This is a genomic window from Paenibacillus sp. 1SOY10 (genome assembly GCF_056836745.1).
In genome coordinates, this window is sequence record NZ_JBXENK010000002.1 from 985672 (window position 1) to 1002256 (window position 16585).

Here is a 16585-nt window from a genome sequence, read left to right on the forward strand (position 1 = left end):
ATATCTGTGGCACATAAAAGACCAATGAATCGGCGTTCGAGGTTCAAGCGGGCGCTCATGATGCATCGGCATTCTTACATTCTCATGGCCCCTTACGCCATTTTGTTCCTCATGTTTACGGTACTGCCGGTCATCATGTCGATCCTGATCAGCTTTACCCATTTCAATATGCTGGAATTCCCGAAATTCATCGGCTGGCAAAATTATGGCCGTTTGTTCCTGGAGGATGACATCTTCCTGATTGCTGTGAAAAACACGCTGCTACTAGCCACCATTACAGGCCCTGTCAGCTATATCGCCTGCTTTATCTTCGCCTGGCTCATCAATGAGCTATCCCCGAAGCTGCGCGCCTTCATGACGCTGGTATTCTATGCGCCCTCGATCTCCGGGAACATCTTCTTCATCTGGCAGATCATGTTCTCCGGGGATCGCTACGGGATTATTAACGGGCTGCTGATGCGGCTTGGCATTATTTTGGAGCCGATCCTCTGGCTGAAGACAGAAGCGTACATCATGCCTATTATCATCATTGTGCAGCTCTGGCTAAGCTTGGGTACAGGCTTTCTGGCCTTCATTGCCGGCCTGCAAACGGTGGATAAGACATTGTTCGAGGCCGGGGCGGTGGATGGCATCCGCAACCGCTGGCAGGAGCTCTGGTACATTACGCTACCATCTATGCGTCCGCAGTTGATGTTCGGCGCGGTCATTCAGCTCACAACGGCCTTTGCCGTATCCGACGTATCGATCAATCTGGCGGGGTTCCCGAGTGTGAACTATGCCGGGGAGACCATCGTTACGCACCTGATTGACTTTGGCACGATTCGCTTTGAGATGGGCTTCGCTTCAGCCATCGCGACCGTCTTGTTCATTCTCATGCTGAGTACGAACCTGTTCGTGCAGAAGTTGTTGCGGAAGGTGGGGGAATAGGATGGAGCTTCGCTGGAAGCTAAGACTGCCCAGACGTAAAAAAAGAATCAATCGTTCTCTCGGCGGTAATATTGCCATGTTCAGCTTCCTTGGTATCGTTGGCGCGTTCATGGCCCTCCCGCTGGTCTATGCCATTAACAACGCCTTCAAGCCACTGGATGAAATTTTTCTGTTCCCACCGCGGTTGTTTGTCAGAAATCCGACGATGGATAACTTCGCGGACCTCTTCCAACTGCTTGGTGATTCCTGGGTTCCGTTCAGCAGGTACATCTTCAATACTGTATTTATGACGGGGATGGGCATGATCGGGCATGTCCTGCTCGCTTCGGCTGCGGCTTACCCCTTGGCCAAGCACAAGTTCCCGGGCCGGGGAGTGATGTTCCAGATCGTGGTCTTGTCCTTGATGTTCACACCAGCAGTGACCGCCATCCCTAATTATATGATGATGTCCTGGCTGGGACTCGTGAATACGTATTGGGCGATCATTATCCCGGCCTTCGCCTATTCACTGGGACTATATCTGATGAAGCAATTTATGGAGCAGATTCCCGATGCCTTGCTGGAGGCCGCCAAGATGGACGGGGCCAGCGAATATCGCATCTTCTGGTCCATCGTGATGCCGAACGTCAAGCCAGCCTGGATGACTCTGATTATCCTGCTGTTCCAGATGTTATGGGGCGCAGATAATAGCTCGTTTATTTACAGCGAGGAACTGAAATCACTGAACTATGCGGCGAACCAGATTATCCTGGGCGGTATTGCCCGTGCGGGTGTAGGGGCGGCGGTTGCTTTGCTATTAATGAGCGTGCCGATTACGGTGTTCATCTTCTCGCAAAGCCAAATTATTGAGACGATGGCATCGTCCGGAATCAAAGAGTAGGAAGGAGGATGAAAATGAAGGGAACAACAAAGCAAGCTCTGGTGATGATGACCATCCTCCTGCTCCTTATGCCCGCCATTCCGGTCTCGGCCTACGCGCCTTATGAAAGCTACAACTATAACTATTGGGAGGAGCCTGTTCCGTCACCGGCAGCTTATTTGCCGGAACGGGTATGGTCCGGGGACAGCCTTGGCGTGGGAGCGTTCAAGGAACCGACCGATGTGTTTGTCAGCCAGGAGCAAGAGATTTATGTGCTGGATAGCGGCAATAACCGGATTGTGATTCTGAATAATCAAGGGGAGCTTGCCAGGGTTATTTCTTCCTTTACCCATGAAGGAGGAGAGGATCATTTTAACAAACCGGAAGGGATGTTTGTTACTGAAGACGGGACGATATATGTAGCTGACACAGAGAATCGCCGGATTGTGATATTCACTAAAGAAGGCGAGCTTCAGCGTATGATTGAGGACCCCAAATCCGAGCTATTTACCGCTGATTTCACCTTCCACCCAACCAAGCTGGCTGTGGATCGGGCCGATCGGGTCTACGTTGTGGCGCGAGGAATTTACGAGGGGCTGATCCAGTTCAATGAAGAAGGTGAATTTATCGGGTATATCGGGACGATCAAAGTCAATCCCAGTGCCGCTGATTACATTTGGAAGCTGATCTCGACCCAGGCGCAGCGTGCACAAATGGCTTTATTTGTTCCCACGGAATTTTCCAATCTGGATATCGACCACCAAGGCTTCTTGTATGCCACTAACATTGATACAGATTCTAAAGAGCCGATCAAGCGGCTTAGCCCTTCCGGACATGATGTGCTCAAGCGATACGGTTATTTCGAGATTCAAGGCGACGTGAATTACTTCCGATTAGCAGGTGCGGGAAGCGATGTAGGCCCCTCCAAAATGGTTGACGTCACGGTACGCGAAGGTGGCATGTTCAGTGTAATTGACTCCTTACGCGGCCGGGTGTTCACCTATGACGGGGAAGGCAATCTGCTCTATATTTTTGGTGGTAAAGGCAATCAGAAGGGGACCTTCAAGTCGCTCGTTGCCATTGAAGAGTGGCATGACCGGCTGATATTGCTGGATCGGACAGCGGGAGAACTGACCATATTTCAGACCACTGAATTCGGTAGAAAGGTGAACGAGGCCGTGACCCTGCATGCAGCAGGGGAGGAAGCCGAGGCCGTTGGGGTATGGCGTGAGGTGCTACGGCTGAATAGCAATTACGACATTGCCTATATCGGGATTGGCAAGGCGATGCTAATGGAGAAGAACAACCAGGAGGCCATGAAATATTTCAAGCTAGGCATGGATCGCGATTATTATTCCGTTGCCTTTAAGCGATACCGCAAGGACCTGATGCAGCAATCCTTCAGCACGGTGCTTACAGTTATGCTGGGGTTGGGGGCTGTCGGGATCATACGCCAAGCGGCTAGGAAAAGAAGGCAAGGGAGGTCGGAGCTATGAAGAAGGAGGATTTTACCTTCCCCCTGCATGTTATCCTGCATCCCTTCGACGGCTTCTGGGATATGAAATATGAGCAAAAGGGCAAGCTGCGTATCGCCGCTCTGATTCTGTTGCTGGTCATCGGGGCTGTCATTGTTCAGAAGCAATATGCCGGGTTCCTGGTGAATCGCATGGATCCCCGAACATTGAACAGCTTCAGTGACCTGATGCAAAGCCTGTTCGCCTTCTTCCTATGGTGTGTCTCCAATTGGGCGGTGTGCACGCTGACGGAAGGGGAAGGCAAATTCAAGGATATTATGATGGCAACCGCCTATTCTTTCGTTCCTATAGTGCTGATTTATTATCCGACGACTTTGCTGAGCCACTTTCTTACCCAGGAAGAGAGTGCCTTCTACTATTTACTAAATTCAATCGCATTGATCTGGAGCTTGGGGTTGTTGATCGTAGGGACGATGACCGTGCATCAGTACACCGTAAGCAAAACGCTAGTGATGATGGCGCTGACTCTCGTGATGGTCGTGATCATTATTTTCCTATGGATGCTCCTGTTCTCCTTATTTCAGCAAATCATCGATTTCGTCGTGAACATCTATACGGAATTGATCTTCCGGAAGTAGAAGGGGGAGTGAGAGATGAAAAAGAACAAGATTGCGATATGGGGTTGGGGCATGGTGCTTATATGTGTGGTGCTGGTAACCGTTACGCTCTTGTATTCAGGTGCTCCAATCTCTCCCAAGCTGAAGGAGGATAGAGCTGCTACCCCTCCTTATGAGGAGGGAAAGGAGTTGACCTATCTCCCGGATCAAGGGGGTGGTGTAGAGGGGATGAAGTTGGTCGCTTTGCAAGGAAGCCTTGGCTTGTATTATCAGCCGGAGACCACCGAAATTGCCGTCAAGCATCATGAGAACGGACAAATCTGGTACTCCAATCCGGCGGGGCGGGCAGAGGATAAGACGGCCAGCGTCTATGAGCAGGAATCGTTGGCTTCTCAGTTCAGCCTTGAGTTCAGGGATGACCAGACAAACCTGCTCCAATTCCGCAGCTATTCCGATAGCGTGGCGAGAGGGCAGTTCACCGCAGAAGCTATCGAAAACGGGCTACGGGTAATTTATACGCTGGGAGACAGCTCTAACAAGCTGGAACTGATGCCTAAATATATTACGGCCGAGCGGTTGGAAGAAGCGGTGCTAAGTAAGCTGGACGAAGCCACAGCAAGATATGTAGCGCTGCGATACTACAAGGTGAAGGATCAACCAGGCCTGCTGGAGCGTCTGGATGATCAGGTATCGAAGGAACTGGTATTGCAAAAAATGCTGTCGGCCTTCGAGCAAGCGGGTTATGACGAAGCGCAGCTAGCGATAGACAATGAACAGAACGGGGCCATGGATAGCCTGGAGTCCTCGAAGCCTTCCTTTGTGATTCCATTGGAATACCAGTTGAACGAGAATGGGCTGGAGGTCAGTATCCCCATGTCGCAGGTCGTCGAACATCCAAATTACCCCCTTCATCAGATTGATTTGCTGGAGTATTTTGGGGCAGCCGGGGCGGAAGCCGAAGGCTATATGTTCGTTCCGGACGGCTCAGGGGCCTTGATCTACTTGAACAATGGCAAGGTGACAGATGATCGGTATTCTCAGGAACTGTACGGAGGGGATCATACGTGGAGCAGTCGAAATCGATTGCAGGTGGCACAAAGCGCGAGAATGCCTGTCTATGGCTTAAAGCTTCCCAATGCTGCGTGGCTGGCTGTTATTGAGGAAGGGGATGCCATTGCCAGCGTAAATGCCGATATCGGCGGTAAATTGAACGCCTTCAATCATGTGTATCCCAGCTTCCAGGTCCGTTCGGAGGATAGCTTGTTCATGATGTCAGGCACAAAGCTTAGCGAGGTGCGCTTGACTGCCGATCAAGCCTATCAAGGGCGTATAGCCGTGGACTATCATTTCCTGCAAGGGGACGAGGCTAATTATGCAGGTATGGCTAAAGTCTATCAGCAGCGCTTGTTGGCTGGCGTAGCATTTACCGGGGTGGAGCAGACCGGGCAGCCTGGCAAGAATGGCAGTAACCCGTTGCCGTTTCATCTCGACGTTATAGGTGCTATTACGAAGCAAACCTCCTTCCTGGGAGTTCCCTATGAAGCGATCAATGCCTTAACGACAGTGGAAGAAGCGCAGCAAATAGGCGAGGAACTGGCTGCAGCAGGCGTCTCCAATCTGCAATTGCGCCTTGTGGGTTGGTCCAAGGGTGGGGTTAAGCATAAGCCATCCTCGGCCAAGGTTCAGGGAGCGGTGGGGAGTAAGCAGGATTTGGTTGCACTATCTTCCTGGCTGGAAGATCAAGGAGGCCGCTTATATCTGGATACGGCCTTCCAGAAGGTATATCACGATACTTTAGACTTCTCGCCTGCGCAGGATGCGGCCCGCTATATTACCCGCGAGGTGGCCCAGCAAGCCCCATATCGCCGAGACCTTAACCGGATGAGTGAAATGCTGTATGGCCGCTACTACTTGCTATCTCCAGCCAAGCTTCCTTATTTCGTCGATCCGTTCCTGAAGGACTTTGGGAAGCTGGGTATAGACGGGATTGGATTAAGAGATTTGGGAGAGGAGCTTCATGGGGATTACCGTGTGAGTCGTCCGGTAGATCGGCAATTAGCCCAGGTAATTGTGGAGGAGGAAGTGGCTAAGATTAGCGAGCAAGTTAAGCATGTATTAGTTGAAGGGGGCAATAGCTATGCGTTGCCTTATGCCAGCTATGTGGTTGGCGCACCGGACAGCTCTAGCGGCTTTCATATTTTGGATGAAGAGGTTCCATTCTATCAGATGGTGCTGCATGGTTATATCGGCTATACCGGAGAGCCTATGAATTTGCAGGCGGATCAGGATGAGGAATGGGCCATGCTTAGAGCGATTGAATATGGCTCGGCTCCATACTTTGTCTTCACTCATTCCGATTCGTCGGAGGTGAAGTTCACCAGCTTTGACTACTTGTACTCAACTAACTATCAGAATTGGCTGAACGCGGCTTCTAACATGTACCTGGAGCTAGATAAGGTACTGGGACCTCTGCAAGCTGTCCGGATGGTAGATCATCAGATGCTTCAAGAGGGCGTGTATCAGACCGGATATGAGAACGGGATATACACCATTGTCAACTATAACGATGATGCAGTTGAGGTGGAAGGCCATGTAGTGGGAGCGAAGGATTACGCGGTAAGGAGGGATGCCCGGTGAAGAGATTCCATTGGACACTGACCCGAAGAAGATCGTTGCTGGGCGTTGCCTTTATCGCCCCTTGGCTCATCGGCTTTATTTTCCTGTTCCTCATGCCGTTATTGCAGTCGATTCGCTTCAGCTTCCACAAATTGACCATCGTCGAAGGGGGATACGAGCTTGCGGCGGTTGGCTGGAGCAACTTTAAAAATGCATTAATGATCAACCCCAACTTCAACCGGATTCTGACGGAATCCATTGTAGACGTGGTGGTGAATGTGCCGCTAATTCTGTTCTTCAGCTTGTTCACTGCCACGCTGCTGAATCAGAAATTCAGAGGGCGACTGGCTGCCAGAGCCATCTTCTTCCTGCCGGTGATTCTTGCTTCTGGGGCTATTACGGCAGCAGAAGCCTCCGGCCTGATTAACCTGATTGGGGACAGCAATGCCATTAATGAGATGGGCAATGCCACCTCCAGCTTCAGTAGTGACTACATCGCCATGATGTTATTGGATCTAGGGGTCCCGATGAGCTTTGTTAGTTATCTGATTGAAGCCATCTTACGTATCTACGACATTATTAGTAGCTCCGGCGTGCAGATTATCATTTTCCTGGCCGCACTGCAAGCGATCCCCGGTTCGATGTATGAGGTAGCCAAGATTGAGGGAGCTACTGCTTATGAGACCTTCTGGAAAATTACCTTCCCGATGGTAAGTCCCTTAATTCTGACGAATGTAATTTATACAATTATAGACTCCTTCTCCGGCAGTACCATCACACGCACCATTTATACGACGGCATTTCAATCGCTCGATTTTGGCCTCAGTGCGGCGATGGCCTGGCTGTACACCATGGTGATTGGTCTCATTCTGATTGTCATAGGAATGACGATTTCCCGCAGAGTTTTCTATTATAACTGAATCGAAGCGGGGCGGCCTCCTAGTAAGTGAAGTAGGGTTCGCTCCTAGCGTTGAAGGGAGGAAGCAGACATGCAATGGCGAAAATGGGCGGTAAATACGCAGCAGGCCTTCACCGGCAATCAGGGACATCGATGGCGTAGCTACGCCCAGCACATGCTGTGGTCTATATTCAGGTATGCAATCATTTTAGGGATTTGTTTTGTCATCCTGTACCCGATTATTCGCAAAATATCGGTGGCAATCATGGATAAGCAGGATATTTATAATCCCACCATCTTCTTGATACCCCAGCATTTTACGTTGGATAATATCAAGATTGCGCTTAGGGTATTGAATTATTTTCCTACACTCGGCAATACGCTTATATTTGTCACCATCACCATGCTATTAACGACGATGTCTTGTGCCTTGGCCGGGTATGGGTTCGCCAGATTTAACTTTCCAGGGAAAAACATATTGTTTGCTCTGGCCGTGCTCACCATTCTGATTCCAGCTAACACGCTGATGGTTCCGATGTATCTGCATTTTCGCAATTTTGATTTTCTGGGGATCATTCATCTCATCACAGGCAGGGATGGAGTGAACCTAATCAATACGTATTGGCCCACGACCATTTCCGCAATGACGGCTAATGGGCTTAAGGCAGGACTATTCATTTATATCTTCCGCCAATTCTTCAGAGGCTTGCCGAAGGAGATTGAAGAGTCTGCTCTCATTGATGGGGCGGGCGGGTTCAAGACCTTCTTTCGCATTATGCTCCCCAATGCCATTCCGCCGCTAGTGACGGTACTGCTGTTCTCCTTCGTCTGGCAGTATAACGATTCGTTCTATACCTCCTTGTATATGAGCCAGATGAATCTGATGCCCACGATGATTGCTTCCATTGCCGCCAATGCCAATACGGTGATCCAGTCGATGCAGCCCGGGGGCTATGATCCCAATGTGAAGGTCGATCCAAATTACATCGCCATGATTGTAGATACCGGCATCTTGCTGGTCATCATCCCGTTAATTGTCCTGTATATGTTCGTGCAGCGTTATTTCGTGGAAAGCGTGGAGCGTAGCGGGATTGTGGGGTAATGAAGAGGTGGACGCTTCCTGCGTTCACTTTTTTTTGGAAGAAGTGCGGGTGGCTCATTCCTTGACCTGATAAAATATAATAGTTATTATAGATACCTAATGTCGGAATTGGCGTAGAGACTAAATATAGTCATGTAGAGGCAAGCAAGCGTAAATTTGAATATTAAAGGAGACTAGATGATGAACCTACTCAAAATCCAATATGGCATGATCCAAACTACAAGGGAATCCTTATTTCGTTATTGTGAAACGATGTCTCCCGCAGATTACGTGCAGGAAGTGGAGAACTTTGGAGGAGCTTCGATTCACAGCTTGCATGCCCATGTGGCCGACTGCTACCGGATATGGCTAGGAAGTCGGGCGTTGAGTCAATCACTTGCTCCAGTGAAGCCTGGAGCCTTAGATAATGTACAGAAAATGCGCGAAGCCTTTAAGAAAATCGATGCTCTGGTCTATGAATTTCTCGATGAGTTTAAAGGCACCTGGGACCCTGATACGCAAGCTCCCTGGAAGAGTGAGAATGCAGAGCTAACGGAATTATGGTTGTTTACGCACACCACCACTCACGAATTTCATCATCAAGGACAAATAGTGAAAATAGGCAGACAACTCGGCTATGTCCCACCTAAACTGAATCTTGCCAAACCCTCTGTAACTCCATCAACCAAGTTATAATTTGCGGCTAACATTGCATACTTCATCTTCCCATCAGATTTTTTCCCTTGGGAGCCGAACCGTTGTTTCTTGGATAGGATTGGTTTAAATTAAGATGAGGAGGTGCGGGTACAGACATGATGCTATTCATATTGATTACAGGTATTATTTTAACCGTAAGTTTGATTATCTTTACAGTCAAGATGGGGAGATTGACCTTCGCGTCGCCGATTATTGTAGACCAACTGCGACCCGGGCAAACGGTACATCTTGAAGAAGGGGACTACGGACTGTGGGGAGAGACCAGGGGCCTTCGGATTAATCGTCTTATGGTGGAGAATCCATTGCTTGTGAACTCAAGGATGGAGAAGGTGACTATGTATTACAGTATAGCAGGGACCAATACGGTAACAATGATAGGGGTGGTACGCCGATTACTCTATACGTTCTCCGTGCCGACCGGTCATTTCACCTTTGATATTGAAGATCAGCCCTACAGTAAGATTTCTATTCCCCATGCCAACGCACTTGCTGAGGTGAGATACTTCATTAGAAAGAAGACACCGTTCTTGTTCCGTATAGGGTTTGGGGTTGGCATATTCGCCTCCATTGCGAGTTTAATTGCCACGGTGCTGCTGACTGTTTTCTCAGCGGTGGGCATGATATAGCATCATCTACAACTGAATCTAAATAGCAAAACGAGCCTCGGTCTGAACCGTGGCTCGTTTTGTTTGGTTAAAAGTATGATCAACAATTTCCCGCAGGCTCTCTATTGTACCCTAACTGTTTATTGTCGCCCCTTAAGTCTCCGATACCTGAAGCGGCGTCTCGTTGTCGGTCAACTTGATGGTAGGGAGTTCATTTTCGGTCACTTCTTCTTTGTCCTCGTCCGTGTTCTCATTCTCCATGTAATAGTCCTTCAATTCATCCTCGGCCGTTCCCACTAATGGGACGTCATTGCGGTAAGCTGACCGGCACAGAACATGAGCAGCCACCGGCGCAGTCAGGAATACGAAGAAGATGCCCAGGATGAGGCGAATGCTGAAATATCCGTCGGAGATCAGGAAGAATAGCAGGGTTCCTACCAACGCACACAGCACGCCAAGCGTAGAACTTTTAGATGCAGCATGAGACCTGGTATACACGTCGGGCAAACGTATGCCTCCGATGGCGCTAATCAAGCTGAAGATGGCCCCGACCAGAATGAGGATGGCTCCTACGGCTTCACCGCTTCCGCTCAATGACAACACCCCTCTCTATAAACCGGGCAAAGGCAATCGTTCCGATGAACGAGAGAATTCCGATCAGCAAGATAAGATCAAAGAAGGCATGAGTATGGAAAAGTACGGAATAGGCCGCAATGCTGGCAATCATATTGATGCCGATGGAATCCAGGGCTTGAACACGGTCCGCCCCGGAAGGTCCCTTCACGACTCGGTACATATTCGCAAGGATTGAGAGCATCAATATGCCTAAAGCGATGAGCAGTATCGCCTGGAAGATCATTTTCTCGTCACATCCTTTATCGCTTTTTCGAACACGGAGATCGACTTGATGACGGATTCTTTGGACTCGGGCAAGTTCAGGCCATGAATGAAGAGTACCTTGGAATCAGGCGTAAGCTCCATTACCACTGAGCCCGGTGTTAAGCAGATCAGCAGAGAGAGCAGGGTAACCTCCAGACTTCCCTCCAAGTCGGTTCTGACCTTGAAAATCCCCGGAGTCACTTCAATCTTGCGGCGTAGCACATGCTTCATGACCATCACGGAAGAGGTGATCAACTCATGAATGAAAATAATGAACAGCTTGCCAATGGCGGCCAGCGTGAATACATAGAAGCGGTCTTTAAAGAATCGACGTGTACACAATAATATAAATACACCTACAAAGTAACCGCTGATAAAATTCAATACGCTGATGTTATCTTGCAGGAACATCCACAAGCAAGCGATGAAGATGTTAAGCAGTACCTGAACGGGCATGGCTATCCCTCCTTTATTTGAACACGGCTTGAATGTACAGGTTTGGATTTAGCAATTCATTGGCAGCTTGGGTTACGTAACCGGCAATCCCTTCGGCACCGATTCCCAAGACTAGACTGGCACAAGTCAGGAAAGCAATGGGGAACAGCAAGCCCTTGGCATTTCCCTTCAATTCTTCTTCATTCAGCATCGTGTCACCCCAAAAGGCATTCATGAACAGCTTGATCATGGAGTAGAGGATGCACAAGCTCGCTACCAGTCCGATGGCGCCAAGCCAGAAGTAACCGGACTCAAAGGCACCACGGGTAATGAACACTTTGCCGAGGAAGCCGCTGAGTGGAGGGATACCGACCATGGATAAGGCAGCAATCAGGAACATCCAGCCAAGCCAAGGTTGCAAGCGTATCAAGCCACCAATCTCCTTCAATCGGCTAGTTCCCGTTAAATGAATGATGGTTCCGCCTATGAGAAATACAAGTGCCTTTATGATCATGTCATGGAGCAAATAATAGATGGAGCCCATCATGCCGTTCGTTGTCATGGAGACGAAGCCCAGCATGATGAATCCAACGCTGATGATGACATTGTAGGTGAGAATATTGCGCAAATCCCAGAAGCCAATCGCACCCAGTCCCCCCAGAATCATGGTTGCAGCCGCCAGTATGCCGATGACAAGATGAGTGACTTGTGGTTCGTGATAGAAGATCAAGGTAAACATCCGGAAGATGGCATAGATACCAACCTTGGTCAGCAAGGCCGCAAAGATAGCAGAAACGGCTGTGGGCGGCACGCTATACGAGCCCGGTAACCAGAAGAAGAGCAGCAATCCGGCTTTAAGAGCAAAAACAATCAGGAACAATAGTGCCACGGTAGTAATCAGTCCATCTTGCCCTACCTCAGCAATCCGCATCGAGAGATGCGCCAGGTTCAGCGTGCCAGTGATAGAATACAAGTAAGCTACGCCCATGAGGAAGAAGGCAGACGATATGATGTTCGTGAAGATATATTTGAGCGACTCACGAAGCTGCTTTTGGGTACCACCTAAGGTAATCATGACGTAGGAAGCAACCAAAAACACTTCAAAAAATACGTATAAGTTAAATAAGTCACCCGTTAAAAATGAACCGTTAACCCCTGTAATCAGAAATAAAAACAAAGGATAGAAATAGAGCTTTTCCTGCCGTCGTTCCGTGGAAGAGAAGGCAAAAATCACACAGCCTATAGCGACAATGGAGGTAGCCAGTAGCAGCAGAGCGCTGAACATGTCACCCACAAAGCTAATGCCAAATGGTGCTTCCCAGCCGCCTAATTGCAAGGTTTGAATCCCTCCATGGCTGATCCGATTGATCAGCATGATGGCGATAAAGGCGGTAACGCACAAGGCGATCAGGCTAAGTGCCCGTTGGAGCCGGATGTTCTTCTGTAAAATGATGAGGGCCATTCCCGTTAACAAAGGGATAACGACCGGAGCAATTAACAAGTTATTCATACTCATTTCCCCTTAACTGTTCCATGTCATCGGTTCCGTAGCTCTGATAGGCACGGTAACCCAGAACTAATACTAGCGCGGTTACGGCAAAGTTGATGACGATGGCCGTGAGAATCAAGGCTTGCGGGATGGCATCGGTGAATTGCTTCGTTTTCTCGCTCAGCAGGGGAGCCGCCCCCGTCTTCAGACCACCGGAGGTCATAATCAGCAAATTCACCGCATGGCTGATCAGGGATGAACCAAGCACGATGCGCAGCAGCCGTCTGGATAGAATCAAGTAGGTGCCAATGGATATTAGCACGCCGACTAGCAGAATGATTAAAGTCTCCATATTAGCGGTCCTCACATATGCTTAGAATAATATTGACGGCAGTACCGATTACGGCCAAGGCTACGCCGGTGTCGAAGATCAGGGCTGAGGCGAGCTCGGTGTCTCCGAAGATCGGTAACTGCACATGACCGAAAGTCTGGGTCAGGAACGGCTGACCGAAGATCACGCCTGCAAGCCCCGTGCCTACAGCAAGGAAGACACCAACGGCGGCAAGCTTCTTGTAGTCGATACGAATATTCTCCCGCACCTTCTCAATGCCGAAGGAGAGATAGAGAAGTACGATGGCCGCTGCGGTGCTAAGTCCACCAATGAAACCGCCGCCCGGATTATGATGGCCGTTCATGAACAAATAGATGGAGAAGGTAAAGATAATGAATACAGCAACTTGAGTGACCGTTTGCAGGATGACATTATTCGGTTTCATCGTGTTCCCTCCTTTTGGAGCGCTGATGGATAAGGACATAGACACCCAATCCAGCGATAGTCAAAACGGATATCTCCAGCATGGTATCGAAGCCACGGAAATCTACCAATATGGCATTGACGATATTTTTAGCCCCTGCCAGTTCAAAGGCATTTTCGAAGAATGAGGTAATTGGTTCAAACAATTTGTGCCCATTGGCCGAAAGCGCCAGTATCGTTACGGTCAACCCGACGGATAACGAGATGATAAGATTTGTTAATTTGAACGGAATGCGCTCGATGTCCTTCTTGAGCTTCGGCAAATGATAGAAGCAGAGCAGGAACAATACGGTAGTCACCGTTTCGACCACCATTTGCGTCAATGCCAGGTCTGGAGCGCGGAAGATGACGAAGAACATGGATACCATGTAGCCAACCGCTCCTAGCGCCACAATGGCTACAACGCGATGGTTCGTGAACAGTACGGTTAGAGCCGCAATGATCATGACCAGGACGAGACCAGCATCGAACAGGCTGATGCTCGCATTGTTGGAGAAGTCGAACTGAATTCCGTAAAGCAAGAGAAGCGAGCCCAGCAATAACATGACGAAGAAGGAGAAAATGTAGCTCAGATAATGTCTTAGTGAGCCTGTCATGTAACGATTGGTTAATGAAGCTGCACCTTTCTCCATAGCAGGTAAAGCTATATTGTACAGATGAGTTAAGGTTAACTCTTGCGGATAATTACGAATCACCCGGACCCAACGTCTGGCTGACTTGAACAGCAGGAAGCCAATCACGACGACGCCAATGGTCATTAGCAGTTCCATGTTGAACCCATGCCACGCACTGATCTTCAAATCGTACGCGGTGACAGGCATCATTGGCAGTACCGAGGTTAACGCCGGAGCCAGAATATATTTGCCAAGCACGTTCGGGAAGAAGAAGATCAACACGACGAGCAGGCCCAGGACCATTGGGGCGAATAACATGCCCAGGGAGGCCTCATGCACTTTACGCGTCAGCTTCTCGGGATGATATTTGCCGCCAAAGGTCTTGAAGACGAAAATCATACAGTACACAAAGGTAAATATGCTGGCCACCCAGGCGATAATCGGGAACAGAATACCGATACTCTCAAGACCGAAGGTACTTACATGGGCAAGTTCTGTCACGGCACCAAAGAACATTTCCTTACTCAGAAAGCCGTTAAATGGCGGTAGTCCTGCCATGGAGAAGGCACCGATCATGGCGATGGTGAACGTAATCGGCATCACCTGCATCAAGCCACCCAGATATCGGACATCCCGCTTACCTGTCTCATGGTCAATAATACCGACGACCATAAACAAGCTGCCTTTGAAGGTAGAGTGGTTAAACAGATGGAACAGGGCGGCAAAGGTAGCCACGGTGAAAACCGTACCTTGCTCGCCAGGACCAAAATACACTGCCAGGGAGCCTACACCAAGCAAGCTCATAATCAAGCCTAGTTGGCTGATCGTGGAGTAGGCCAGCAACGCTTTAAGGTCAGTCTGACGAAGGGCAGACAAGGAGCCGTACAGTAGCGTAATAATTCCGACACCGGCGACAAGCCAGAACCATACGGAACTGCCGCCAAAGATCGGTGTCATACGAGCTACCAAGTAGATGCCTGCCTTGACCATGGTCGCGGAATGCAGGTAGCTACTTACTGGAGTAGGGGCTTCCATCGCATCGGGCAGCCAGATACCAAACGGAAATTGCGCCGATTTGGTGAAGGCTCCCAGGAGAATGCACAACATCGCAGGGATGAATAGAGCATGACCCTGAATCACATCTACCTGAGCGATAATCTCCCGTATGCTGTAGGTGTCGCCCATCATGATAAGCATAATGAAGCCAGCAAGCATGCCGAAGCCACCAATCACGGTAATCAGCATAGCCTTCAATGCGCCCTGACGCGAGCTCTTGCGCTCGTACCAATAAGCAATTAATAAGAAGGAGGATACACTGGTTAACTCCCAGAAGCCATATAACACAAGCAGATGGTCAGAGAATACCAGACCCAGCATCGCTCCCATAAATAGCAGCAAATAGACATAGAAATGATGAAGTGCTTCCCGGCCTTTAGACATATAGAAGATAGAGTAAACAATAACCAGGGCACCCACGCCAGAGATCAGTAACCCGAACAATAAACCTAATCCATCTACATAAGTAGTAATATCAATGCCAAGGGTCGGAATCCACGATAAGGTGTATTTATACGTTTCACCCGCTGCAATAGAAGGTATATATTGAAGTAAATAGATCAAGATGGATAGGGGGGCGAGTAATACGAACCAACCTGTATGTATCTGACGATTCAAATACTTGTACAGAAAAGGCACTAGCAGGGCACTGAAAAACGGAAGAAACATAAAAATATAGAATATAGCCAAGCGTCCTCCTCCTTACTTTCGAATAATATAGTCTTCGTGTTGACTCTTTCCGTAACATCAATTATAGTCTTACATAGTTTAAATAAAGCTCTACTATTTAACCTTGAGGTGAAGAGTTAAAAAATGGATAATCTGTTCAATGAAAGTATTCTTGTCTGCGTTTATTATGGACCCAATGGTGAAAGGCTAATCAAACGCGGTTGTAAAATCGCCAGTATGTTGAAGGCTCCGCTTTACATTTTGACGATCGACTCTAAGCCGTTCGACGAATTGGATGCGGAGAAAATTTTTTATATCGAAAAATGGAAAGAATATGCGAATTCCCATAGCTCGGCAGAGTTCATTATGAAAGATAATGAGAGCCGTCCCGTGACTAAGATTATTGCTGAACTCGCCCGTGAGAAGAACATTACTCAAATTATTCTCGGTCAGACAGCGCAGAGCCGTTGGGAACAAATCACGAAGGGCTCCATCATTAATTCCTTGGTGCGCGAAATTCCTTTTGTCGATCTGCACATCGTGTCGGTCTCCCGTTATATTCGGGATGGAGAAGGGATGTACAGAAACGGAACACGTGCTTACTTGATTAAGGAAGACAATCATTATAAGCTAAGCTTCAATCACGAGAAAGATACGGAATTTGAAGGCATATTCTTCAAAGAAGTCGATACGGATTTCGATAACGGAATCTTCCGCTTCATGAAGGATGCCGAAACATTGCAGGTTCTGGTGGACGATGGAATCGTCACTGAGCTGAAAAACGTAGATATAGATGCAGCGTTGGGTCTGGAAGACACCGATGAATAATAATTA

Annotated in this window: 17 protein-coding genes; 10 read left to right on the forward strand and 7 right to left on the reverse strand. The window is 48.8% G+C overall.

Annotated elements, in window-relative coordinates:
* Positions 1–24: 24 nt before the first annotated feature.
* The 9 genes from AC1VOR_RS10490 to AC1VOR_RS10530 all read left to right on the forward strand — a co-directional run bounded on the left by AC1VOR_RS10490 (position 25) and on the right by AC1VOR_RS10530 (position 9816).
* The gene (locus tag AC1VOR_RS10490) at positions 25–927 is read left to right on the forward strand and encodes a carbohydrate ABC transporter permease (protein ID WP_482617710.1); all 903 of its coding nucleotides are present in this window, start codon (positions 25–27) and stop codon (positions 925–927) included.
* 1 nt (position 928) lies between these two features.
* Positions 929–1807, forward strand: coding sequence for a carbohydrate ABC transporter permease (locus AC1VOR_RS10495; RefSeq protein ID WP_482617555.1), 879 nt, complete (start codon positions 929–931; stop codon positions 1805–1807).
* 14 nt (positions 1808–1821) lie between these two features.
* Positions 1822–3282 (forward strand): gluconolactonase, encoded by a 1461-nt coding sequence (locus AC1VOR_RS10500; protein ID WP_482617556.1) that lies wholly within the window; start codon positions 1822–1824, stop codon positions 3280–3282.
* Positions 3279–3899 carry a Yip1 family protein gene (locus AC1VOR_RS10505; protein ID WP_482617557.1) on the forward strand — a complete coding sequence of 207 codons (621 nt, stop codon included), beginning with the start codon at positions 3279–3281 and terminating at the stop codon, positions 3897–3899. The genes AC1VOR_RS10500 and AC1VOR_RS10505 overlap by 4 nt, the downstream gene beginning before the upstream one ends.
* A gap of 15 nt (positions 3900–3914) precedes the next feature.
* The gene (locus tag AC1VOR_RS10510) at positions 3915–6515 is read left to right on the forward strand and encodes a DUF5696 domain-containing protein (protein ID WP_482617558.1); all 2601 of its coding nucleotides are present in this window, start codon (positions 3915–3917) and stop codon (positions 6513–6515) included.
* Entirely contained in the window at positions 6512–7414 is a 903-nt protein-coding gene (locus AC1VOR_RS10515; protein WP_482617559.1) for a carbohydrate ABC transporter permease, read from the forward strand. Before AC1VOR_RS10510 ends, AC1VOR_RS10515 begins: the two co-directional genes overlap by 4 nt.
* 153 nt (positions 7415–7567) lie before the next feature.
* A complete protein-coding gene (locus AC1VOR_RS10520; RefSeq protein WP_482617712.1) occupies positions 7568–8494 on the forward strand; it encodes a carbohydrate ABC transporter permease in 927 nt (308 codons plus the stop codon).
* A 180-nt stretch (positions 8495–8674) separates the two neighbouring features.
* On the forward strand, positions 8675–9169 hold the full coding sequence (locus AC1VOR_RS10525) for a DinB family protein (RefSeq protein ID WP_482617560.1): 495 nt from the start codon (positions 8675–8677) through the stop codon (positions 9167–9169).
* Positions 9170–9285: 116 nt separating this feature from the next.
* Positions 9286–9816: a hypothetical protein gene (locus AC1VOR_RS10530; protein ID WP_482617561.1), complete on the forward strand. Its 531-nt coding sequence runs from the start codon at positions 9286–9288 to the stop codon at positions 9814–9816.
* Positions 9817–9948: 132 nt separating this feature from the next.
* Here AC1VOR_RS10530 and mnhG read toward each other — a convergent pair whose 3' ends face one another.
* Genes mnhG through AC1VOR_RS10565 form a run of 7 tightly spaced genes read right to left on the reverse strand, consistent with a single transcriptional unit; the run spans position 9949 to position 15772 of the window.
* The gene (gene mnhG / locus AC1VOR_RS10535; RefSeq protein ID WP_482617562.1) at positions 9949–10398 is read right to left on the reverse strand and encodes a monovalent cation/H(+) antiporter subunit G; all 450 of its coding nucleotides are present in this window, start codon (positions 10396–10398) and stop codon (positions 9949–9951) included.
* Entirely contained in the window at positions 10373–10654 is a 282-nt protein-coding gene (locus AC1VOR_RS10540; protein ID WP_482617563.1) for a Na(+)/H(+) antiporter subunit F1, read from the reverse strand. The genes mnhG and AC1VOR_RS10540 overlap by 26 nt, the downstream gene beginning before the upstream one ends.
* On the reverse strand, positions 10651–11130 hold the full coding sequence (locus AC1VOR_RS10545; protein WP_482617564.1) for a Na+/H+ antiporter subunit E: 480 nt from the start codon (positions 11128–11130) through the stop codon (positions 10651–10653). Before AC1VOR_RS10545 ends, AC1VOR_RS10540 begins: the two co-directional genes overlap by 4 nt.
* Before the next feature lie 13 nt (positions 11131–11143).
* The gene (locus AC1VOR_RS10550) at positions 11144–12619 is read right to left on the reverse strand and encodes a Na+/H+ antiporter subunit D (RefSeq protein ID WP_482617565.1); all 1476 of its coding nucleotides are present in this window, start codon (positions 12617–12619) and stop codon (positions 11144–11146) included.
* On the reverse strand, positions 12612–12950 hold the full coding sequence (locus tag AC1VOR_RS10555; RefSeq protein WP_482617566.1) for a Na(+)/H(+) antiporter subunit C: 339 nt from the start codon (positions 12948–12950) through the stop codon (positions 12612–12614). Before AC1VOR_RS10555 ends, AC1VOR_RS10550 begins: the two co-directional genes overlap by 8 nt.
* Position 12951: 1 nt before the next feature.
* Positions 12952–13374 carry a Na(+)/H(+) antiporter subunit B gene (locus AC1VOR_RS10560; RefSeq protein WP_482617567.1) on the reverse strand — a complete coding sequence of 141 codons (423 nt, stop codon included), beginning with the start codon at positions 13372–13374 and terminating at the stop codon, positions 12952–12954.
* Positions 13361–15772, reverse strand: coding sequence for a Na+/H+ antiporter subunit A (locus AC1VOR_RS10565; protein WP_482617568.1), 2412 nt, complete (start codon positions 15770–15772; stop codon positions 13361–13363). Before AC1VOR_RS10565 ends, AC1VOR_RS10560 begins: the two co-directional genes overlap by 14 nt.
* Before the next feature lie 123 nt (positions 15773–15895).
* Between AC1VOR_RS10565 and AC1VOR_RS10570 the strand changes: the two genes are divergently transcribed.
* Positions 15896–16579 carry a universal stress protein gene (locus AC1VOR_RS10570; RefSeq protein WP_482617569.1) on the forward strand — a complete coding sequence of 228 codons (684 nt, stop codon included), beginning with the start codon at positions 15896–15898 and terminating at the stop codon, positions 16577–16579.
* Positions 16580–16585: the final 6 nt, after the last annotated feature.